Origin of the sequence: Acinetobacter faecalis (assembly GCF_034187745.1) — a bacterium.
In the GTDB taxonomy this organism is placed as follows: Bacteria; Pseudomonadota; Gammaproteobacteria; order Pseudomonadales; family Moraxellaceae; genus Acinetobacter; species Acinetobacter faecalis.
Genome location: NZ_JAXHPF010000002.1, coordinates 276,507 through 298,174, shown reverse-complemented (window position 1 = coordinate 298,174; position 21,668 = coordinate 276,507). Strand labels below are relative to the sequence as shown.

At 36.3% G+C, this 21,668-nt stretch carries 21 protein-coding genes; 11 read left to right on the top strand and 10 right to left on the bottom strand.

The window, feature by feature from the left end; all coding sequences use genetic code 11:
- Window positions 1-14 precede the first annotated feature (14 nt).
- On the top strand, window positions 15-845 hold the full coding sequence (locus tag SKM54_RS03305) for an SDR family NAD(P)-dependent oxidoreductase (RefSeq protein WP_321091392.1): 831 nt from the start codon (window positions 15-17) through the stop codon (window positions 843-845).
- A gap of 63 nt (window positions 846-908) precedes the next feature.
- Here the strand turns inward: SKM54_RS03305 and SKM54_RS03300 are convergent, their stop codons facing one another.
- The 6 genes from SKM54_RS03300 to SKM54_RS03275 form a co-directional block, all read right to left on the bottom strand.
- The gene (locus SKM54_RS03300; RefSeq protein WP_321094044.1) at window positions 909-2,285 is read right to left on the bottom strand and encodes an LLM class flavin-dependent oxidoreductase; all 1,377 of its coding nucleotides are present in this window, start codon (window positions 2,283-2,285) and stop codon (window positions 909-911) included.
- A gap of 128 nt (window positions 2,286-2,413) precedes the next feature.
- Complete coding sequence (locus SKM54_RS03295) at window positions 2,414-3,784, bottom strand: MATE family efflux transporter (RefSeq protein ID WP_321088327.1); 1,371 nt, start codon at window positions 3,782-3,784, stop codon at window positions 2,414-2,416.
- A 123-nt stretch (window positions 3,785-3,907) separates the two neighbouring features.
- A complete protein-coding gene (locus SKM54_RS03290; protein WP_321091395.1) occupies window positions 3,908-5,062 on the bottom strand; it encodes a methionine aminotransferase in 1,155 nt (384 codons plus the stop codon).
- 108 nt (window positions 5,063-5,170) lie between these two features.
- Window positions 5,171-6,478 carry a DUF445 domain-containing protein gene (locus SKM54_RS03285; protein WP_321094041.1) on the bottom strand — a complete coding sequence of 436 codons (1,308 nt, stop codon included), beginning with the start codon at window positions 6,476-6,478 and terminating at the stop codon, window positions 5,171-5,173.
- Window positions 6,479-6,492: 14 nt separating this feature from the next.
- Complete coding sequence (locus SKM54_RS03280; protein WP_321094038.1) at window positions 6,493-7,053, bottom strand: CC0125/CC1285 family lipoprotein; 561 nt, start codon at window positions 7,051-7,053, stop codon at window positions 6,493-6,495.
- A gap of 41 nt (window positions 7,054-7,094) precedes the next feature.
- Entirely contained in the window at window positions 7,095-7,634 is a 540-nt protein-coding gene (locus SKM54_RS03275) for a DUF924 family protein (protein ID WP_321094128.1), read from the bottom strand.
- Window positions 7,635-7,844: 210 nt separating this feature from the next.
- On the opposite strand from SKM54_RS03275, the gene gshA reads away from it, so the two are divergent.
- Window positions 7,845-9,422 (top strand): glutamate--cysteine ligase, encoded by a 1,578-nt coding sequence (gene gshA, locus SKM54_RS03270; RefSeq protein WP_321094035.1) that lies wholly within the window; start codon window positions 7,845-7,847, stop codon window positions 9,420-9,422.
- 19 nt (window positions 9,423-9,441) lie between these two features.
- The gene (locus tag SKM54_RS03265) at window positions 9,442-9,942 is read left to right on the top strand and encodes a disulfide bond formation protein B (protein ID WP_321094032.1); all 501 of its coding nucleotides are present in this window, start codon (window positions 9,442-9,444) and stop codon (window positions 9,940-9,942) included.
- Window positions 9,943-10,022: 80 nt separating this feature from the next.
- Here the strand turns inward: SKM54_RS03265 and SKM54_RS03260 are convergent, their stop codons facing one another.
- A complete protein-coding gene (locus SKM54_RS03260; RefSeq protein ID WP_321094028.1) occupies window positions 10,023-11,354 on the bottom strand; it encodes an alpha/beta fold hydrolase in 1,332 nt (443 codons plus the stop codon).
- Window positions 11,355-11,587: 233 nt separating this feature from the next.
- Here SKM54_RS03260 and SKM54_RS03255 point away from each other — a divergent pair, with 233 nt between their 5' ends.
- Window positions 11,588-12,160 carry a YqiA/YcfP family alpha/beta fold hydrolase gene (locus SKM54_RS03255; RefSeq protein ID WP_321094025.1) on the top strand — a complete coding sequence of 191 codons (573 nt, stop codon included), beginning with the start codon at window positions 11,588-11,590 and terminating at the stop codon, window positions 12,158-12,160.
- A 15-nt stretch (window positions 12,161-12,175) separates the two neighbouring features.
- Window positions 12,176-14,056, top strand: coding sequence for a DNA topoisomerase IV subunit B (gene parE / locus SKM54_RS03250; RefSeq protein ID WP_321094022.1), 1,881 nt, complete (start codon window positions 12,176-12,178; stop codon window positions 14,054-14,056).
- A gap of 363 nt (window positions 14,057-14,419) precedes the next feature.
- Here the strand turns inward: parE and SKM54_RS03245 are convergent, their stop codons facing one another.
- Window positions 14,420-14,767, bottom strand: coding sequence for a hypothetical protein (locus tag SKM54_RS03245; RefSeq protein WP_321094019.1), 348 nt, complete (start codon window positions 14,765-14,767; stop codon window positions 14,420-14,422).
- 129 nt (window positions 14,768-14,896) lie between these two features.
- Here SKM54_RS03245 and SKM54_RS03240 point away from each other — a divergent pair, with 129 nt between their 5' ends.
- Window positions 14,897-15,298 carry a nuclear transport factor 2 family protein gene (locus SKM54_RS03240; protein ID WP_321089014.1) on the top strand — a complete coding sequence of 134 codons (402 nt, stop codon included), beginning with the start codon at window positions 14,897-14,899 and terminating at the stop codon, window positions 15,296-15,298.
- A gap of 42 nt (window positions 15,299-15,340) precedes the next feature.
- Here the strand turns inward: SKM54_RS03240 and SKM54_RS03235 are convergent, their stop codons facing one another.
- Both SKM54_RS03235 and SKM54_RS03230 read right to left on the bottom strand, forming a co-directional pair.
- Window positions 15,341-15,850, bottom strand: a complete 510-nt coding sequence (locus tag SKM54_RS03235) for a GNAT family N-acetyltransferase (protein WP_321091408.1) — start codon at window positions 15,848-15,850, stop codon at window positions 15,341-15,343.
- A 96-nt stretch (window positions 15,851-15,946) separates the two neighbouring features.
- Window positions 15,947-16,690 carry an outer membrane protein OmpK gene (locus SKM54_RS03230; RefSeq protein ID WP_321094016.1) on the bottom strand — a complete coding sequence of 248 codons (744 nt, stop codon included), beginning with the start codon at window positions 16,688-16,690 and terminating at the stop codon, window positions 15,947-15,949.
- A 588-nt stretch (window positions 16,691-17,278) separates the two neighbouring features.
- Here SKM54_RS03230 and SKM54_RS03225 point away from each other — a divergent pair.
- From SKM54_RS03225 to SKM54_RS03205, 5 genes are all read left to right on the top strand, one after another.
- Entirely contained in the window at window positions 17,279-17,671 is a 393-nt protein-coding gene (locus tag SKM54_RS03225) for an HPF/RaiA family ribosome-associated protein (RefSeq protein WP_154773756.1), read from the top strand.
- A 134-nt stretch (window positions 17,672-17,805) separates the two neighbouring features.
- Window positions 17,806-18,348 (top strand): ankyrin repeat domain-containing protein, encoded by a 543-nt coding sequence (locus SKM54_RS03220; protein WP_154773755.1) that lies wholly within the window; start codon window positions 17,806-17,808, stop codon window positions 18,346-18,348.
- Window positions 18,349-18,366: 18 nt separating this feature from the next.
- Window positions 18,367-19,134, top strand: a complete 768-nt coding sequence (locus tag SKM54_RS03215) for a transporter (RefSeq protein ID WP_321089013.1) — start codon at window positions 18,367-18,369, stop codon at window positions 19,132-19,134.
- Window positions 19,135-19,200: 66 nt separating this feature from the next.
- Complete coding sequence (dsbD, locus tag SKM54_RS03210) at window positions 19,201-20,985, top strand: protein-disulfide reductase DsbD (RefSeq protein ID WP_321094125.1); 1,785 nt, start codon at window positions 19,201-19,203, stop codon at window positions 20,983-20,985.
- 2 nt (window positions 20,986-20,987) lie between these two features.
- Window positions 20,988-21,665 carry a glutathione S-transferase family protein gene (locus SKM54_RS03205; RefSeq protein WP_321094013.1) on the top strand — a complete coding sequence of 226 codons (678 nt, stop codon included), beginning with the start codon at window positions 20,988-20,990 and terminating at the stop codon, window positions 21,663-21,665.
- Window positions 21,666-21,668 lie beyond the last annotated feature (3 nt).

Genomic DNA, 21,668 nt, shown 5'->3' with positions numbered 1-21,668 from the left:
GAGATCTAAATAAAATGCAAAATTTTCAAAATAAAGTGGCTGCAATTACAGGTGCGGGTTCAGGTATTGGTCAGCAACTTGCACTTTTGCTTGCCAAAGAAGGATGTCATTTATCTTTAAGCGATGTAAATGAACAAGGTTTAATTGAAACTGTTGAAAAGCTAAAAGATACAGATGTACGCGTTACGATTAAAAAATTAGATGTTGCAGATCAAGTTGCAGTGAAAGCATGGGCAGAAGAAACCGTACAAGATCATGGTTCTGTGAATATGATTTTCAATAATGCAGGCGTGGCTTTAGCATCTACAGTTGAAGGTGCATCGTATGAAGAGCTTGAATGGATCGTAAATATTAACTTTTGGGGCGTAGTTTACGGAACGAAAGAATTTTTACCCTTCATAAAGCAAACTGGTGATGGTCATATCGTAAATATTTCCAGTTTATTTGGATTAACCGCACAACCAACACAATCTGCTTATAACGCAACCAAATTCGCAGTGCGCGGTTTTACAGAATCTTTGCGTCAAGAACTAGACATGGAAAATTGCGGTGTGAGCGCACTTTGTGTTCACCCTGGTGGTATTCGAACTAATATCGCAAATTCAGCAAAAATGAATGATAGTTTGAAGACTTTAGGAATGAATCCTGAAAAATCTGCAAAATCGTTTAATAAATTGCTGCGTTGTCCACCCGAAGAAGCAGCTCGCCAAATTTTAGAAGCTGTGAAAAAAGATAAACGCCGTTTGCTTATTGGTAATGATGCGAAAGCCTTAGATTTACTACAACGTCTATTACCTACGGGTTATCAAAAGGTGATTGCATTTGCGAGTAAGTCCAAAAAATAATTGAAGTCAAAAGATAAAAAAGCCTGCAATCATGCAGGCTTTTTTATGAATCATTCACATGAATTAAGATGCTTCTGAGTTTCGCAAACGGCTTGCAATGACATATTGATTTTCAGGGCGTTGAAGACCTAAATTTTCACGTAAAGTTGTGCCTTCATATTCTGTGCGGAATAAACCACGATGTTGTAATTCAGGCACAATAAATTCGACAAAATCATTTAAACCCGCAGGAGTAGATGGTGGTAAAACATTAAAACCATCAGCAGCTTCATTTTCAAACCATGCTTGCAACTGATCAACTACTTGTTCAGGTGTACCAATTAATGTCCAATGACCGCGAGCTGAAGCAATATATTCATATAGCTGACGGATCGTAAAATTATGTTCTTTGGCAATATCAATGATCAATTGTTGGCGACTTGAGAAGGTTAAATCTGCATCGTTAATTTTAGGGAATGGTGCATCTAAATCGTATTTAGATAAATCGATGCCACCAGATAATCCTGAAAGTAAACCAAGACCTACATCAGGTAAAATTAAACTATTTAAAAGAGCATATTTTTGTTGAGCTTCTTCTTCAGTTTTAGCAACAAAAATAGAAACACCGGGCATGATTTTGATGTCATCTGCATGACGACCATATTTTACTAAGCGACCTTTAATATCGCGATAGAACGCTTGAGCATCTTCTAAATTTTGTTGTGATGTAAAAATGACTTCTGCATATTTTGCAGCAAGTTCACGACCTGCTTCAGACTGTCCTGCTTGAACAATAACAGGATAACCTTGCGGTGGGCGAGGTACGTTTAATGCGCCTTGAACATTAAAATATTTACCGCTGTGCAAGGGTTCATGGCTTTGTGAAGCATCAAAAAATTGACCAGTTTCTTTATTGTATTTAAAGGCATCATCTTCCCAAGAGTCCCATAGTTTTTGTGTGACTTCAATAAACTCATCGGCACGTTCATAACGTAAAGCAGGATCAGGATGTCTGTCGAAATTGAAATTTCGTGCTGTGTCTGCTGCACTTGTTGTGACAACATTCCATCCAGCACGACCTTTACTAATATGATCTAAAGATGCAAATTTACGCGCAAGTAAATAAGGGTCTTCATAAGTGGTTGATGCTGTCGCAATAAAGCCAATATTTTTTGTGACAGCCGAAATTGCAGCAAATAAAGTGACAGGTTCAAAGCCAACAGCTTTGTCGGTATAACCTATTGTATTTGCATTTTTTGAAGCGCCATGGCTCCAATTTACAGATAAACCATCTGCTAAAAAGTAGGCATCAAATAAGCCTTTTTCAGCTGTTTTTGCTAATTCAATTGCGTAGTCGATACTTAAATGATCTTGTGGGCGAGATTCAGGATGGCGCCAACCTGCGGCATGTTGTGATGTTGTAGGAATAAATGCGCCTAGTTTTATTTGTCGTTTTGCCATGAAAAAAACCTATTCATTTTTAATTTATGAATAGGTTTATAGCAATTTAAAAAATGCTTGAAAAATAAGATAAAAATAAAACCTTATAAGAAATATGGAATTTAGTTTTTTCTTACTTTTATAAATCATTAAATTAAGACTTGAATGGTTTTCTTTTTCCAAACAAATTGGTAATACAACCCTTGCATTAAACATAAACAAACAAATGCTAAAGCATAGGCATACCAAATGCCTTCTAAGCCCCACCAATCACTAAAGAGATATGCTGTAGGAACTTCAATACACACAATTGCAAAAACATTAATGAGCATAGGTATGTTGACCGTGCCACTTGCACGCATAATTGATGCAAAAATTGCACTTGCGCCAAAAAATAAAATAGACCACAGCACAATGAATAGAAGTTGTTGCCCTAAAACAACAACATTTGGGTCTGTAATAAACAGCGCCATTAAATATTTAGAGAACAAATAAGCCAAAATGACTAAGCCACCTGTAAACAAAAAATTCATGCTTAAAGCTGTTTTTGTTACTTTAGAAAGCAAGTTAGATTTACCTGCACCAATGGCTTGAGCTGCAAAAATAGAAGCTGCAATTGCAATAGAAAGCGCAGGGAATTGAATGTAATTGAGCACCTGATTTACTGCGCCATAAGCTGCTGTTGCATCTGCACCATGTCGGTTAACTAAACCAATGATGACTAAGCCTGCAACAGAGGTCGTAATCATTTGTACGCCTGTTGGAATACCGAGGCGAAGTATAATTTTACTGAGTTTCGGATGGTGACGAATATTTTTTATGAGGTTTAAGTCAGGCTTTAAAGGATGATCAGTTCTGTTCAAGTAAATAATTAAAAACAACAGAACAGTGAACATGCCTAAGTTGGTGGCAATAGCAGGCGCAAGCGTTCCTAATTTTGGAAAGCCAAAATAACCTGCAATAAGCACAGGTGTTGTAATTATTCCAACTCCAATAGACATAGTTGATGCGTAAAGCGGTGTTTTACTGTCACCTACACCACGTAAAATTGAAGTGTAAACAATATAAATAAATAGTAGTGGGCTACCTGCAAGCATCCATTGCACATAAGGCAGTGAAAGGTGCATCACATCATCATCTAGACCAAGAGCAAGTAAAATGTGTTCTGCAAAAACAACACCTAAAATGGCAATTATGGTTCCGCCTACAATGGTCATAAATAGTGTTGAGCCTACAACATTACGCACTTTTTCAAGGTTTTGAGCTCCCCAAGCTTGTCCAACAAGCACTGTTGCACCTGCAGAAAGACCAATCACAAAAGCCAGTAAGCAAAATAAAATTGGGAAGAAAACAGCAACAGCAGCAATTGCATGTACACCTAACATCTGCCCTACAAAAATCGTGTTAATAGTACCTGAAAGATTTTGCAGAATATTAGTCGCAATAAGTGGCAATAGGAAAATAAAGAACGTTTTCCATAAGTTAGGTTGGGTGACTAATGTTTGTTGATTATTCTGCATTAAAAGGCGGACTCACAATATTTTTATGTTATTCATCTAAGGGTTAAGGTAACTTAAAGTGAAAAAAAAAGCCTTAGTTATTCGGTAACAAAGGCTTAATTTTATAGATGTTTTTGTTTAAATTTAGATGCTAGAAAGAATTTCACCTGCACGAATTAAGGTTTTATCTTTTTTGGCAAAACAGAAGCGTAAAATACGTAAATCTTGCGGTTTATTTTTGTAAAAAACAGAGACAGGAATAGACACAATTTTATGTTGTTCAGCTAAATATTGGCACATTTCTACATCGCTTAAATCTGGACGAATGTCACTGTAATCTAAATTTTGGAAATAAGTACCCGATGATGGTGTCCATTTAAACCGTGATTGGACAATTCCTGCATTAAATAAATCGCGTTTGGCTTGGTAAAAAGAACCAAGTTCTGCAATATGTTCAGGATGCTTTTGCATAAAGTTTGCAAGTGCAACTTGAACGGGTGTAACACCACAGAAATTAGCAAATTGATAAACTTGGCGGAATACTTTCATTAGCTCAGGTGAAGCAATGCAATATCCAGTTTTCCAACCTGTCACATGAAAGGTTTTACCAAAAGAGCCAACCACATAACTGCGATGACGCAATTCAGGAAATGACAATGCAGAATAATGTTGTTGTCCATCAAAAATTAAATGTTCGTAGACTTCATCTGACAACACGACAATATTCGTATTTTGAATTAGTTCAATTAAATTTAACCAATCTTGCTTTGACCAAATTGCTCCTGATGGATTATGTGGTGTATTCACAATAATCATTTTGGTCTTTGCAGAAATAGCATCTTTCACTTTATTCCAATCGACTGCAAAGTTGGGTGCAGTAAGTGGAATATGAATAGGCGTTGCGCCAACCAATTGAATACTAGGTGCATAACTGTCGTAGCTTGGGTCAAAAATAATGACCTCATCACCTGCATGAACAATCGCCTGAATGGCACTAAAAATGCCAATGGTTGCCCCTGGGGTAATGGTAATTTCTGAAACAGGATCGAGCTGAAGTCCATCTCGTTTTAAAAATTGCGCTGCCACTTGTTCTCGTAAAGTGAGTAAGCCATCGCCTGGTGAATATTGATTAAAACCATCTAAAGTGGCTTGGCTAAGTTCTTCTAATAATGCAGGAGGTGCAGGAAAATCAGGAAATCCTTGAGATAGATTTAAAGCATTTAAGCGTTGAGCAAGGGCAGACATAACACTGAAAATAGTCACACCTTGCGCAGGAAGTTTGGATTGGATTTCGATCATGACCGCACTAAATTGTTAAGTTAATCATAGTATTTAACATAGCACGGTCAGCTATATTTGCGTATTCTAAAAAGTTGAAGAAGACATCAATAAATTGATTGAATAGCGTTATAAAAGCACATCTACAATGGCGCGAATAATCCCTAAAGCCAAACCAATAAATGCACCGACTACAACACCATTCACACGAATCATATGTAGGTCACCACCAACCTCATTTTCGATTTTGTCGATCATTTCACGCGAGTCCCATTCGTGAATACGTTCGCTAATAAAACGAATGACTTTTTCGCTGTATTGGTCAGATAAATTAATAGCAATTCCACCAATTTTTTCATTTAACAATTGACGAACAGAGTTATTCGACACGATGTTTTCACCGACTTGTTGAATAGCAATTCGAATATTTTCTGCAATTCCTGAATTTGGCTTTTCTAAGTCGTTTTTAATTGCATCGCATAAAATGACTACAGCACCGCTAATAAAATTGAGTACTTGTGGACTTTCAAGCAATGAATTTTTTGTTTCATTGAGTTTGATGCTTGCAGCACTATTTTTATCTGCAAGTTGTAGCATCAGTTCTTGTCCAAATTCTTCAATATGAACACGCCAAGGGTGATTGGCATCGGATAACATCGCTTCAATTTTTTGAATAAGCGAATCAATCGAACGTTGTTGAACATCTAAACCAAAGAAGCTAGCGCCTTTGGCAATTTTCCAAACGCCAATTTCTTTAAATAGTTGTTTAGACAAGCGTTGTACTTGTTCAGGATGCTGAATCATCCATTCATGAGCAACATCTAAACCACGTTGTAATACATCTTGATGGAAGTCATTTTCTAAAACAGCACGAAGCATTTCACTTGCTAAGTAATTGACGTCTGTATTTTTGACCCATTGAATGCTATTCGATTGAATAAAGTGAGCGATTTGTTCTTGCCCAATAAACTCAAAAACTTTAGGTGCAGTTTGTTGAATGACTTGTGTGACTTGTACATTATTTTTAGGATTTGCGAGCCATTGTCCAACCGCTAAAGATACATCGGTATTGCTCAGGCTTTTTTCTACAATTTGTGGAGATAGGAAGTTTTCCTGAACAAAACGTCCCATCGACTCTGCAATACGCGCTTTGTTGCGCGGAATAATTTCCGTATGGTCACGTAAAAATTTTGGGATTGGCATTTTCCCAAAAGGATTACGAAATAAAACGGTAATGGCATACCAATCGGCTAATCCACCTACAACGCCTGCTTCAGCAGAAAGCATTAAAATGTGAATAAGCCAGACATATTCAGGAACAAGTTTTGCGGTCACCATTAAGGCGATCCAAACACACACCGCAGCAATGAGTGCCCAAGTGGCAAACTTTTTACTACGCTGTAAACTTGGTGAAATATCTCGATCTGGTATTGCCATAGATGTTCCGTTATTTATTTGGCTGGAGTACTTGGTTCAGGTTGTAACACATCACCTTTTGGACTCAAACCATATTTCTGACCTAAAGATTGTAAGATGAGTGATGCATCAAAAGCTTCTTGTGGTGCAGATTTTTGATCTTTAAAGCATTCAATTGTATAGGAAACCTGAGCAGGTTCTACATTTACAACTTGTGGTGCATCAAAAAATGGGTCAGGCCAAAATGCAGGATGACGACGGTGATAACCGTATGGGCCATACATTGGCGGATTTGGATAGACTACCGCTTGGCGAGGCGGTTTTTGCGAACGATTACTTGGGTCATCCATCACTTTGAAAAAGCGGAAACCATTTTTTAGCGTTGTTTGTGCTGCTTTTACCAAAGTAATTTCTTCGGCTGTACTGTAGCTCATATTTGAGTCTGCAACAAAACTAATGCGGTATGTTTTTGCATTGAGTGGTGTATTTGAAAACTGACCCAATTGATCGAATGTACGTGGTTTACTTGGTAAGGTTGCACAACCTGTTATGGTGAGCGTTGTTGCGACGGCTAAACCAATCAATATTTTTTTCATGCTATCTCCTTATCGGATAATTAAGTAGCAAGGGGAGAAAGTTAAAAACTGCTATTTGGTTGTGTTAAAAACTCAATTTCTTCAGCCGTAGATTCACGATCTAAAATAGCGTTGCGATGCGGATAACGTCCAAAACGATCAATAATCACTTTGTGTTTAATTTCAAAGTCTAAGTTAATTGGATTTCCTAAATCTTGAAATAGTTTTAATGCTTGTTCATGTATGATTTTAGATTCGCTATGCATGAAAGGCATGTATAAAAATTTACGGTAATCTTCAGTTAATTTTTGGTCTAAACCTAAGTGGATTGCTTCTTGGGCCAGTGCAAGTGCTAAAGCATCTTGAGCAAAAGCTTTCGGCGAGTCTCTATATAAATTACGTGAAAACTGATCGAGTACAATAATTTCAGCTAAACGACCTTCCGTAGTGTCACGCCATTTCCATAATTCTGCTTGCGCAGCTTGTTGATGAATATTTTTAAAGTTTTTTAATATTAGTTGGTCAAATTCATCACTTTTTGCAAACCATAGCGGTTGAGTTTTTTCATTGAACCAAAAATCGAGAATCACTTGATAATTCATCACTTTTATATCTCTTTATCTTTTATATGTTTATAGAAACACAAATTTTATATGTCTAAAAGGGTAAGTTTGTGATAAAAAATTGCAAAAAATATATGAACTGTTTCGAGTAAAAACTAGACAGCTTGTATGGAGTAGTCACTCAAACCGAGTATATTGATATAAACTTATGATTTTATTTATGTAGTTTCTTCCATAAGCGAGATAGTAATGAGTCAACCTGAATCGACCTCTCAAGAACAATTACCAGCTTGGGTGGAATCTTCGCTATTCAAAGGGATGTTACGTGGCATAGAACGTGAAACTTTACGTATGCAAAGTGACGGATTTCTCTCCCAAGAATCACATCCTAAAGCGTTGGGTTCGGCATTGACGCATCCGCATATTACTACAGACTATTCTGAAGCTTTAATGGAGTTTATTACGCCTCCAAAAGCAAGCATTCAAGAAACTTTAGATTATTTAACAGATATTCATACCGTTGCACATCAGCACTTAGAAAATGAAGAAAAGCTGTGGCCACTTTCAATGCCATGTATGTTAGATGATGCTGATGACAGCATTCGTTTGGCACAATATGGCACGTCAAATATTGGTCTTTTTAAAACATTGTATCGCCGTGGTTTGGGTGTGCGTTATGGTCGTCGTATGCAAACGATTTCAGGCGTTCATTACAACCTATCTTTCCCAGATCAATTATTTGAAGCACTGCAAAATAACGAAACAGATGAAAAACTAAAAGCGCTGAGCGCACAAGATTATCGAAGCCATCGTTATTTAGGTTTAATTCGTAATTTTATTCGTTTAACGCCATTGGTGATGTTTTTAGTTGGCGCAAGTCCATCTGTGTGTAAGTGCTTTATGACAGGGCGTGAACATCATTTATTGCCATTGTTGAAAGGCACATTGTATTTACCTTTTGCAACGGCACTGCGTATGGGACGTTTTGGTTATCAAAACTCTGCGCAAAAACAATTAGGTATTCACTATAATAATTTACCAGATTATTTAAGTGGCTTACAAAAAGCAGTGAAAACATCATATAAACCATTTAGCCGTTTAGGGTTAAATGATGCCAATGGTGAACCGCTACAAATTAATGATCACGTTCTTCAAATTGAAAATGAATACTACAGTTTGGTCCGTCCAAAACAAGTGCCAAAAGATGGAGAAACACCTTCTGAAGCATTAGCAAACCGTGGTATTGGTTATGTGGAATTACGTGCTGTAGATGTGAATCCGTATAGCCCAATTGGTATTGATGAAAACACAGCAGGTTTCTTAGAAGTATTGGCACTGTATTGTTTACTTACAGACAGTCCTGAACTTCTTGAGCAAGAACAAGATGCGATTGAGAAAAACCAAGCAGAAGTTGTGAATCGTGGTCGTGCGCCAAATGCATCTATTGTTGAAAATGGTCAAGCATATTTCATTGAAGATTGGAGCCGTACATATTTAAACAATATGCAGGTGTTTGCTGAATTATTAGATGATGCATACCAAACTCAAATTTACTCAAATGCTTTGCAACTTATGCAAGCACGAGTGGATGAAGTAGATGAAACCCTATCTGCTAAAATGATTGCAGATACTTTAGAACATGGTGGCACTTGGAATTTTGGTAGTCACTTAGCATTACAACATGCTGAAGCTTATGAAAAACATAAGTTAAGTAAAACAACATCGGCTTATTTTAAAGAAACAGCGCAAGCATCTTTAGAAAAGCAAGAACAGCTCGAGCAAGATACAACACAAAGTTTTGAGGAGTTTCTTGCTCAATTTCGATAAAAATTAAAGAGGATTTACCATGAATTGGAGTCGATATCGCTTCGTGAGTGGTTTTTTATTTTTAGCCAGTGTCATTGGTATGGCATTCGCTTTGTATTTAGAGCATGTGCAAGGTTTTGAGCCTTGCCCGCTGTGCGTATTTCAGCGTGTTGGTTTAATTGCTTTAGGTACGGTTTCACTTATTGCATTTATTCATAATCCTGCTTCAAATATCATGAAGCGTGTTTATGCTTTACTTGGTTCGGTTGGTATTCTTTGGTCTGCTGGTGTGGCTGCACGTCATGTTTGGCTACAAAACTTACCACCAGATCAAGTACCAAGTTGTGGACCTGGTTTAGATTATTTGGTTGATGCTCTTCCATTGAAATCGGTTTTATCTCAGGTTTTAAGCGGTTCTGGAGAGTGTGCAGTCGTTGATTGGTCATTCTTAGGACAATCTTTACCTGTTTGGTCATTCTTATTTTTTGCTGTTTTAGCCTTAGTAAGTCTGTGGCAACTATTTAGAAAATATCCTGCTTAAAATGCCAAGCTAAAAATATAAAAAAGCCAGTTTTAAACTGGCTTTTTTTAGTGCTCTTTCATTTTTTTGGAAGGCTATTTTTAGGTTAAAGCAATGCCATTATAATGATCTAAATTAATAAAATATTCATGAACTTGTTCACTAGAATTTTCTTGCTGAAATGGGTAAAACCAAAGCGCAATTTGTTCTGCAACACTTGAATTATGATGAATTCTAAAATGGCTTAAACCATAAAAAATGGCTTTGTGTGAGTCTGAAACATTAAGCTGTAAACGTGGATTTGGATGTTCACCTAAAGCACTTTGTATACTCACCAAATAATCACCAAAAAGATGGCGAGACGTTTTATTCTTTTTTTCACGTTCAATTGAACCAGCAATTAAATATGACTGAATATGAGAGGGCAACGGTGCAGGTTTTCGATGATCATCTACAAAGCCAACACGTGCATCGTTATATTCCCAGTCATCATCTCGAATACTGCCGTGGCGTAAATCTAAAATACCATTGCTGCGTATATTAAATAAATGACCAAAAATTCTGACAACAGGAAATCTGCCTAATTTATTTTGAATATTAAAACTAAAACGTTCTAGTGCAGCACCATGGTGTGGAGATGCAATACACACTAAATTTTCAGTTAAATGTAGCCAAGAATATAAATTTTGCTTTGCATAAAACAATGCACTACGGGCAACTAAACCACCCATACTATGACCAATTAAACTCAAACTACTAATTTTAGGATTACGCTGAATTAAGTCTTCAAGGGTATTTGCTAAGCTATGTCCGTTCGATGAAATACGACGTCCTGTGTTGTAATTTAAATACAACATGGTGTTATGGTCACGTTGGGCTAAAAGCTTTTCACCTATGCCACCAAATTGTGGATTTGACCAATCTAAATGGTTCATGCACAAACCGTGAATAAACAGCAGGACATGACCTGTAAGCTCGCCTTTTTGTACACTTCCATAATGGTCGTAAATCACCATAGGTAAACTAATTGGATTTTGCTGTTTCAGCAAATAATCTCCGCAAACGCCATTTAAAGCACCTACAAAATAATGCTGTTTGGGCGTAAGTGGTGAAGCGTGAAGCGTTGGGAACTTAGTAATAATTTGACGTAAACCAGGCGCAATATATTGACTACCGTAGTCTTGAATCGTGTCAAAAGAATATTTATAAAACTTTTGAATATTAGAATTATTTTTTAATTTGGTCGATTTTTTACGACTAATTCCAAAAACACTCGAAATAACTTCATGTTGAATGGTTTGAATAAGCTCACGTGCAACATGATTCAAAGGCGTACTTACAACTTGAGCAACACCCTCTAAAAGGTCTGCCTGACTTGGAGGTGTTCGATCCCATTTACAATATGTTTCATGCAGTGGCGTTAAACTTGGCATATTTTGGCACCTCTTGAGGTGATCATTTTATTAACTCTTTATTTTTAATCGTGATCGCGGTATAAAATTCTACAATGAACAAAGTTGTTTAGAACAACTTTAAACGTACAGGGCAAGATCACTATTTTTAAGTTATTTTGTCTGACAATTATATTTAAAGTACAAATTTAAACATGAGTGATGAATATCACATAAAATAGTTTAAATTGATTTTACGAAATAAGCAAAAATTGATGAATCTTATTTACTTACATGGTTTTCAAAGTACACCGCTTTCTATGAAAGGACAGTGGTTAAAAGATTATGTAGAACAACAAACACACATTAAGATACATCTACCAGATTTAAACATGCCACCTTTAGATGTCATGAAAAATATGGAAAGCTTAATTCACAGCTTAGATAATGTTGCCATAGTTGGAAGTAGTTTAGGTGGATTTTACGCGACGCAGTTGGTCGCAAAGTTTGCTATTCCTGCTGTTTTAATTAACCCTGCTATGCGACCATGGAAGTTATTTAAAGACTTGTTTGGGGATGAGCAGATTCCGTACAAAGTCTGTGATACATGGACTTTAGATCATGCTCACTTGATCGATTTAGAACAATTTGCTGTACCGTTTGTGCAAGATGCAGACAAAATAATGGTGTTATTACAACAAGGCGATGAAGTTTTGGATTATCGTGAAGCAGAGCGCTATTATAAGCGGTCTTTGCTCATTAGCGAATCCAGTGGAAATCATGCAATGGATGATTTTAAAACTAAAATCCCAATGGCACTGCGGTTTTTATCGGACAGCATAAAATAAAGGAAACAGTACAACGTGTCTCAATATACGGCTCAATCACTTGAAGTTTTATCTGGTTTAGACCCAGTACGCCGTCGTCCCGGCATGTATACAGATACCACTCGTCCAAACCATTTGGCGCAAGAGGTTATTGATAATGCTGTCGATGAGGCACTTGCAGGTCATGCCAATCAAATTACGGTAACTGTCTATAAAGATGGTTCATTGTCTGTGGATGATAATGGTCGTGGTATGCCAGTCGATATTCACCCCGAATATGGTCAAAGCGGTATTGAAATTATTCTGACCAAGCTTCATGCGGGCGGTAAATTCAGCACAGATAACTACCAATTTTCAGGTGGTTTGCATGGTGTAGGTATTTCGGTGGTAAATGCCTTATCTACTCGTGTAGAAGTTGAAGTGAAACGTCAAGGCAACCTCTACAAAATGGCGTTTGAACAAGGTGAACCTGTTGCGCCACTTGAAGTTTTAGAAGGTAAAGCACCAAAACGTGCAAGCGGAACATCTGTTCACTTTTGGCCCGAAGCAAAATATTTCGATTCACCAAAATTTGGGCTAAAAGCGTTAAAACATAATTTAAAAGCAAAAGCAGTTTTAGCTGCAGGTTTACAAATTACTTATGTAGACCAAATTAACGATGAAAAAATTGTTTGGCAGTTTGAAAATGGTCTAGTCGACTACTTAATGGATGAATTGGAAGATCGTGAGATTGTTCCACATCCTGCATTTGTTGCAACAGGCGAAGCAGACCGAGCAAGTGCAGAATTTGCAATTTGCTGGAACGTGGAAGGTGGCGAAAGCATTCAAGAAAGTTATGTGAACTTAATTCCTACCGCACAAGGCGGTACGCATGTGAATGGCTTACGTTCGGGCGTAACCGATGCAATGCGTGAGTTCTGTGAGTTACGTAATTTACTACCACGTAACCTTAAACTTTCTGCTGAAGATGTTTGGGACAGTGTGAATTACATTTTGTCTTTAAAGTTCCAAGAACCACAATTTTCAGGGCAAACCAAAGAACGTCTTTCGAGTCGCGAAGCTTCAGGTATTGTGCAAAATATTGCAAAAGATGCCTTTGCATTATGGCTAAATCAGAATTCAGAAGTTGCGATGCAATTGGCTGAAATGATGATTAGCAAAGCTGGTCGTCGTTTAAAAGCGGCGAAAAAAGTAGAGCGTAAAAAGATTGTTTCTGGTCCAACGCTTCCGGGTAAATTGTCGGATTGTGTTGGACATACATTAGAAGAATCTGAATTGTTTATTGTGGAAGGTGACTCTGCGGGTGGTTCTGCAAAACAAGCACGTGATAAAAACTTCCAAGCAATTATGCCAATTCGAGGCAAAATTCTAAATACTTGGGAAGTTTCTTCAGATGAAGTTTTGGCATCTCAAGAAGTACATAATATTGCAATTGCAATTGGCGTAGACCCAGGTAGTGACGATCTTTCAGAACTTCGTTACGGTAAAATTTGTATTCTTGCCGATGCCGATTCGGATGGTTTACACATTGCGACATTGTTATGTGCGCTGTTTGTGAAGCATTTTCCAACATTGGTTGAGGAAGGTCATTTATTTGTTGCAATGCCACCGCTGTACCGAATTGATGATGCAAAAGAAGTTCATTACGCTTTAGATGATGCTGAACTTGAAGGTATTTTGAAGAAGTGTAAAACCAAAAATCCTCAAATTACCCGATTTAAAGGATTGGGTGAGATGAACGCAAGCCAACTTCGTGAAACTACACTTGACCCAGATACACGTCGTTTGGTTCAGCTTGATTTAGATGATATGCAGTTCACGGCAGGTTTATTAGATAAGTTACTTGCTAAAAAGCGTTCAGGTGACCGTAAAGATTGGTTAGAGCAAAAAGGTAATTTAGCCGATTTGGTAGTTTAAGATTAATAATAAAAGCCCATGTAAATCATGGGCTTTTATTTATTTAGATAAAGAAATCACATCATCATTTTTGATGATCTTATATTCAAACTTATCTGTGGTTGGATTTTTTCTAAAAGCAATAATATGATCATTTTGTTTTTCTAACATATAAAAGGCACTATCGTTTACTTGATAAAATTCTTTGGATTTTACTTTAAGGGCAGAGTCAGCAGTGCCGCATACAAAATATATAACACTGATGCCTAAGCATAATTGGAATGCATTTATTATTTTGAATGGTGTTTCAGGTTTTTTATTTATATAAACAACCGTATATGTAAATAAAAAATTTAAAAGAATTAGGGTTGAGAATATAACGACTTATGTTGGTATTTGATGAAAATATAGCTTTAGAATAAAAAGAATACAGACTATAACAATTACTATTATGATTTTTATCATAAGTGATTTTAGAGTAATTTCTAGCTGGTTTACCATGCTAGTTAGAGCAAATAAAATCCCATAAAGAGAGCCAATCATTTGAAACGTGGTGTAGATCAGAATATTAGGGATAGATAGATCTTTAATAAGCCATAAAGCATCAAATTTAGAATAATATCCCACAAAATATAAAATTGAGAGGCATGAAAATACAGCATATAAAATAGGTATAAGTTCTGAAATTGTTTTGAGTTCTATTTTCTCATTATTAAAAATTTGTAGTTTCATTTTAGAAATCCATTAAAAAATAAATTTTAAATATCATCAAAAAATAGACTATCACTCATGATAGTGCTTTTAAAAGTATAAAAATCGTATGCTCATTACATCAACAAAACAGATATAAAGGTAAATAAAATGAGCCGTACAGTAGAACAAATAACACTCGATAAAATGTATGCAGCGTTTGCTGAGCAAAATGTAGAAGCAGCAGTAGAAACGGTATCGGATGATTCAGTTTGGATTCATCATGGAACACAGAAATTACCCTCATTACGCTTTGAAGGAAAAGCAGGTGTACATCAATTTTTCCAAGCGAACTTCACAACGTTAAAAGTAGAATATTTCGATATTTTAAATACCTATCAACAAGGAAATACGATTATTGTGACGGGTAAAGAAAAGTTTATTAAAGTAGAAGATGGTAGTATTTTGGCTCAAAAATGGGTGCAAATTTATACCTTTGAAAATGGTCTAATTACACGTATGGAAGAGTTTGCAAGCTCTGCTGCCGATGAAGATTACATTGTAATTTCTTAATATATTCCAAAAAAAAGCGCATTTATTTGCGTTTTTTTTGTTTTATTCATTATTTAACATCAATTGCATTAAAACCAAATCTCGCCATTTCCCAAATTTTTGACCTACTTGAGGCATATAACCTGTTTGTACAAAACCCAGTTTTTTATGTAGTTCAATTGAACCAATATTTTCATGATCAATTCCTGCAATCATCACATGCATATTGTTTAGCTTCGCATGTTCAATAAGATGTTGCATCAAACGTTTACCTAAACCTTGTTTAGCATATTCAGGTGAAATATAAACTGAATGTTCAACACTATATTTATAGCCAGAAAAATTTCGAAAAGATGCGTAATCTGCGTAGCCTGCAACTTTATTTTTTATTGAGTCTTCAATTACAAACACAGGAAAATTTTGCTGTTGGAGTTGTTTAAGCCAAGTTTGAAAGTGTTTTAAGTCGTAAGGTTGCTCATTCCATGTTGCCAAGCCATTTAGAATTTCAGCATTATAAATTTCTAAAATTTCAGGTAAATCTTGTTCTGTCGCAGGGCGAATAATATAAGACATAAAATGGCATTAAATATGAGAACTATAAGTTGAATCATGCACTTTTAGACATAAAAAAAGCAAGGCGGTTGCCTTGCTTTTTAAACTTCAAATCAATTAGAAGTGGTACTTAATTAAAGCACTTACGTCGTTTTGATCCATGCCTTTGATACCGTATTTGTTGTTCCACACAGAGTGTTCAACACCTAGGTATAAACGAGTTTCTGGAGAAATGTGTTTACCAACATTCCATTTCCATTGAGTCGTCCAGTTTAGTTCACTTGCGTGATCACGTTCTGCAGTTGACCAATCAAGGAAACCATCTACAAGAAAATCTTCAGAACCTAACTTAAATGGAACACCATAAGTAAAGGTCATTTGATAATCATCGTCGCTTAAATCATTATCGGCTTTGTAGAAGTTCAATTGAGCATATTGGAAGTAAGGAATAGCTAAGTCAAAACCAACACCATATAGGTAGTTGTTGAAGTTGCTAGCACCTGTGTTGCCTTCCCAAGTTGTCGCAATTAAAACATCTTTAATTGGACCTAATTCAAGTTTTTGACCCGTTACAGCACCAAGGCTTAAACGCGGCGAAACTTCGAAATAAGTTTGGTTACCATCGATGTCATTGTTTGTGCGGTCAGCAAAAGCAAAGAAATCACCGTATGTTAATTTTGCTGCATATTCAGCAGTAATTGTTGATTGCTCAACATCACTATGAATACCATTAGCATCGATAGATTCGTAGTTTTCGCCATACAAACCAGTAATGCTGAAGTCTTGCCAAACAGGAGCTGCTTGAGTTAATGCCGCAGTTGTTGCAACAACAGTTGCTGCTAAAACTTGATTAAATTTCATGAAAGTTTCTCTTCCCCAAGAAAACGTGTAAAGAATACAGGTTATTAAGCAAAAATAAAGCCAAAAAAGATGATTGGTTGATGCTTTAAAAAAGAATTTATCTTTCGTTATAAAATTAAAAGCTTAAAAGTAATGATTCATATAGAAATATGGTCATTTAAATATTTAATTAAATAGTAGAGGCAGATTTTTTGAATTACATATATTTATTATTAAATGACTTTAAATTAACCATTAGGTAATTTAGCTAAAAAGTAAAAGATCTTTGCAATTATTCTTTATGAAGCTGTTTTGGTTTTGTACCTTAATTAATACAGTAGTTTTCATTGAACAGATACATTGTTATAAAACATTATTCTTTTGATAATTTTGAAAATATCACTTGCAAAATTTTGAGTTAGGCCCGATATTCGAAGTATAAGGACACGGTTCTGCAGACCTCGTTAGTGTTCATCATTCAATGTGGAGGAAGTATTCCAAAATAGATTGAAGATGTTCTATTACTGCTTATAGCAGTGGGTTACCAACGTGCCAAGATAATAAGTTTTGTGCAAGAAAAGATACAAATAAAGAAGAGGATGGAATTATATGAATATTGAACTACGTACAGATAAAAACATTCAAAATAGTGACAGACTCATTACTTATGTGCGTGAAGAGCTAAATCAAGAATTCCTGCGTCACAGCGAAAAAATTACACATTTTTCAGTACATTTAAGCGATGAAAATGGCCCTAAAGGTGGCGAAGCCGACATTAAATGTATGATTGAAGCGCGTCCAGCAGGCTTAAAACCAGTGGTTGTGAACCATAAAGGTCATAACATTGATACTGCAATTCATGGTGCAATTGAACGCTTAAAACGAAGCCTAGAGCATACATTTGAAAAAAATGAAAAACCGCGTAGTGCTCAACCTGCATTTGTAGATGCCGATGAAGGCATTGTAGACGAAGATTTAGATGACTACAGTCCTCAACATTGAGTCTGAAAAAGCCCTGCGGGGCTTTTTTTTTATGGCTTTTTACACAATTAAAATAGTGTATGCATATTTAATTTCAACAAATGGGTAAATATTCTGCATAATACACATAAATTAAATTGATGAGAGTTCTCTCCATGTTAACAGCGCAGCAACAACTCTTGGTGCAAGCATTAGAAGAAGCAAACCTTGCACAAGTAAAAAGCCTTTTAGCAGATGGGCTCGATCCAAACTTTATTGACGGTGAAAAAGGTCCTGCAATTTCTGTATGGTCTGATGGTTTGTTTAAATGGTGGGAAGAAATTTGTGAAGCACATGAAGCGGGAACACCGTTAAGTGCAGAACAAAAACAAGCAAATTTAGCGGTACATTTAGAAATTTTAGAAGTGCTTATTCAAGCGAAAGTAAATGTTCATTTGTGGGATTCAGAAGAAGTGTATGGCCCACTTTGGGATGCTGCAAGCTCTGCATGTGTACCAGCAGTAAAACGCCTATTAGAAGAAAAAGTGAATCCGAATACGAAAGATGAAGAAGGTTTAACTATCTTATCTTCAATTAGCGATTTATTCTTCGATTGTGACTTCGATGAAATTAATTGGTCAGAAGCATTAGAAGAAGAAAAACAGACGTTAGAACTTTTACGCAGTCATGGCGCAAAAATGACAAAAGAATTGGTTTAATTATTTGAGATAACAATTATGTCAGCATTAAAAACTTTAGGGTTCACATTATTGGCAGGTTTAAGTGCAAATGCAGTTGCTGCTGAGTTTTCATTTGACCATACAGGTTCTGGTGTAGGCACGGGTATTACACCTGTAGGTAAACTTGCTTGGGAACAATCTTTACCAAGCTATAGCTACTCTGAAGAAAAAACAGAAAATGGTAAGTTAAAAAAATCGACGTATGGTGCAGATGTATTATTACGTACAGGTTTAGCTGAAGGGCTTGAATTACAATTAGGTTGGGATGGCCCACAGTGGACACAATCTAAAGTGGGCAAAACCAAAGAGTCTAAGCATGGTTTAGGTGATGTAAGTATTGGTTTGAAAAAAGCCATTGAGCTTGATGATGAAAAAATGTCGATGGCAGTTTTGGCACAAGCTGTAATTGCAACAGGTAATGATGAATTTACCAATGACAAAGATATTTATAGCTTAGGTTCAGTAGTTGCTTATGATCATAGCGATCAGCTTACAACGTCTATTTCTATGGTTTATGAAGTTCAGAGCAGCAATTGGGCGGTAACTGCTGTACCAACAGTTGAGTATCTAATTGCGGGTAACTGGTCAGGTTTTTCTGAGTTGGTTTATCGTAAGCAAGAAGGTCAAGATGTTGAATATAACTTAGGTTCAGGTGTAATTTATGCCTTTAATGAACGTGCCCAAGTTGATGCAACGATTGGCTTAGACTTGAATGGTCAAGATAAAGGTTATCAAGCAGGATTTGGTGTTTCTTACCTATTCTAATTTGAAGAACCTATGAAAAAGCATCTTCTAGAAAATAAGCCAAGTTTGTATGTCATTATAAAGTGGATGTTGGGCGGGTTATTCGTACTTCTCTCAACAACCTTATATGCTCAAACTTCCTTACGTTCGGCAGAAGATGCTTTTGCATTTTCAGTTGAGTCTATAGATTCCAAACATGCCCAATTAAATTGGGAAATTCCAGAAAATTATTATCTTTATCAGCATAAATTTGAAGTTAAAACTAACTCAAAAATACTTCCTTTAAATTTACCAAAAGCTCAAAACCTTTATGATGAAAATTATGGGGAAACTCAAGTTTATTATCAGAAAGTTCACTTTAATATTCCTGTAGAAGCCTCTAAAAAATATCAAGTAATGTGGCAGGGGTGTGCTAAAGATCGAATTTGCTATCCACCACAACAAATAGAATTTGAAACAGATATTGATGGTTTGGTTGCACTAAAAAATCAGGCAGTGCCTTCGAAAAGCTTTTTGGATTTAGCCGCATCTACACAAAAAAATGAAGCGAAGAATGCTGTAAATAATACAGAAACATCTTCGCCAAAAAACTTAAATGATGATGAGTCTGCTAAAGATCAAATGTGGTCGGAAAAGCTTGCAGATAGTTCATTTATTTATGGATTATTACTGTTCTTTGGCTTAGGTATTTTATTGGCATTTACGCCATGTTCTTTACCGATGATTCCTATTTTAACCTCACTTATTGTGCGTAATAACAAAGGTCTAAAAGCATGGATGATTGCTTTGGTCTTTGTTTGTAGCATGGCAATGGTGTATGCAATTTTAGGGTTAATTGCATCATCGGCAGGGTTAAATTTCCAAAGATGGTTGCAACAACCATCGACACTTATTGCATTTAGCTTGTTATTTGTGGCATTTGCGCTGAATTTATTTGGCGCATTCGAGCTTAAGTTACCACAGGCTTTGGTTAATAAATTGGATCATGCACAAGCTATGCAACAAGGTGGAAGTCTTGTTGGTGCTGCGGTCATGGGGATGATTTCGGCACTGTTGGTTGGTCCGTGTATGACTGCACCTTTGGCAGGTGCATTACTCTTTATTTCTCAAACACAAAGTCAGTGGCATGGTGCATTACTGCTGTTTACATTGGGTTTTGGGATGGGAACGCCACTTCTTATTGCGAGTATTTTAGGTTCTAAATTCTTGCCAAAAGTTGGCATGTGGATGAATCAAATTAAAGTGATTTTTGCATTTATTATGCTCACTTTAGCTTTGTATTTTGTGCGCCCGTTATTGTCTGAAATATGGTTCCAATGCTTAAGTTTGGCATTAGGCATTAGCTTTGTTGCCTATGTGCTATTTCGTTTTATGTGGAATAAAACACAGTGGAAATGGGCATATATTGCGATCTTAATTTTAACTGTGCCTTATCTGGTTTATAGCCAATATCAACAAAGCCAACGGTTCTTTCATACAGCTACAAACACGTCTTCAAATATGGTTTGGAATGTTGCATATACGGCTTCAGAATTTCATCAAATTCTTACTCAAGCACCAAAAGATCAAGGCATTATTATTGATGTATATGCCGATTGGTGTGTCGCGTGTCAGCCTATAGAGCATCGTATTTTGAAGGCGACAAATGTTCAGCAAGCACTTCAAGATTTTTATTTAATTAAACTAGATTTAAGTGAGTACGATGCAGGTCATCAAGCTTTATTGAATGAGCGCGATATTTTGGGTCCTCCAACCTATTTATTTTTAAATGCGGAACAACAAGAAATTCGTAATTTACGTTTAACGGGTGCTTTTTCTGAACAAGAATTGCTTAGTCAAATTGAAAAATTTAAACAGCATTTAGGAGGTTAGCCATGATGCAACTTTATATAGCCAACAAGAACTATTCGAGTTGGTCTATGCGTCCGTGGTTAGTACTTAAAGCCTTTCATATTCCATTTGAAGAAGTGATGATTCCTTTTCCAAAAGAGCGAAATACAGGTACATTCAAGCAAGAAATTCTAGCGATAAACCCCAATGGGAAAGTACCTGTATTGGTACAAAATGATGTATTGGTTTGGGATTCCTTAGCAATTTGTGAATATTTAGCAGAGCAATATGCTGAGAAAAATTTATGGCCTTTAGATTCTAAATTAAGAGCAAGAGCACGTTGTATTTCTGCGGAAATGCATAGCGGCTTCCCCAATATTCGTAACTTATGTGGGATGAATCTTCGCGCTAATTTAGCAGAAAAAGGTGCTGAACTTTGGCATGAGTTTGAAGACTTACATGCAGACGTTGCACGCATTGAGCAAATTTTCTCGGAGCGTCCACATATAGATAGTTTTTTATGTGGAGAGTTTTCTATAGCAGATGCATTTTACGCACCTATAGTTACACGCTTAAAAACGTATGCCTTGCCTGTGAGTAAAAGCACGCAAATATATATGCAAAATGTTCTTAATCATTTTGCAGTTAAAGAATGGATAGAAGGTGCGTTAGCTGAAGATGCATGGGTGAATTATTTAGAGCCTTATCAAGCTCAAAAATAAAAT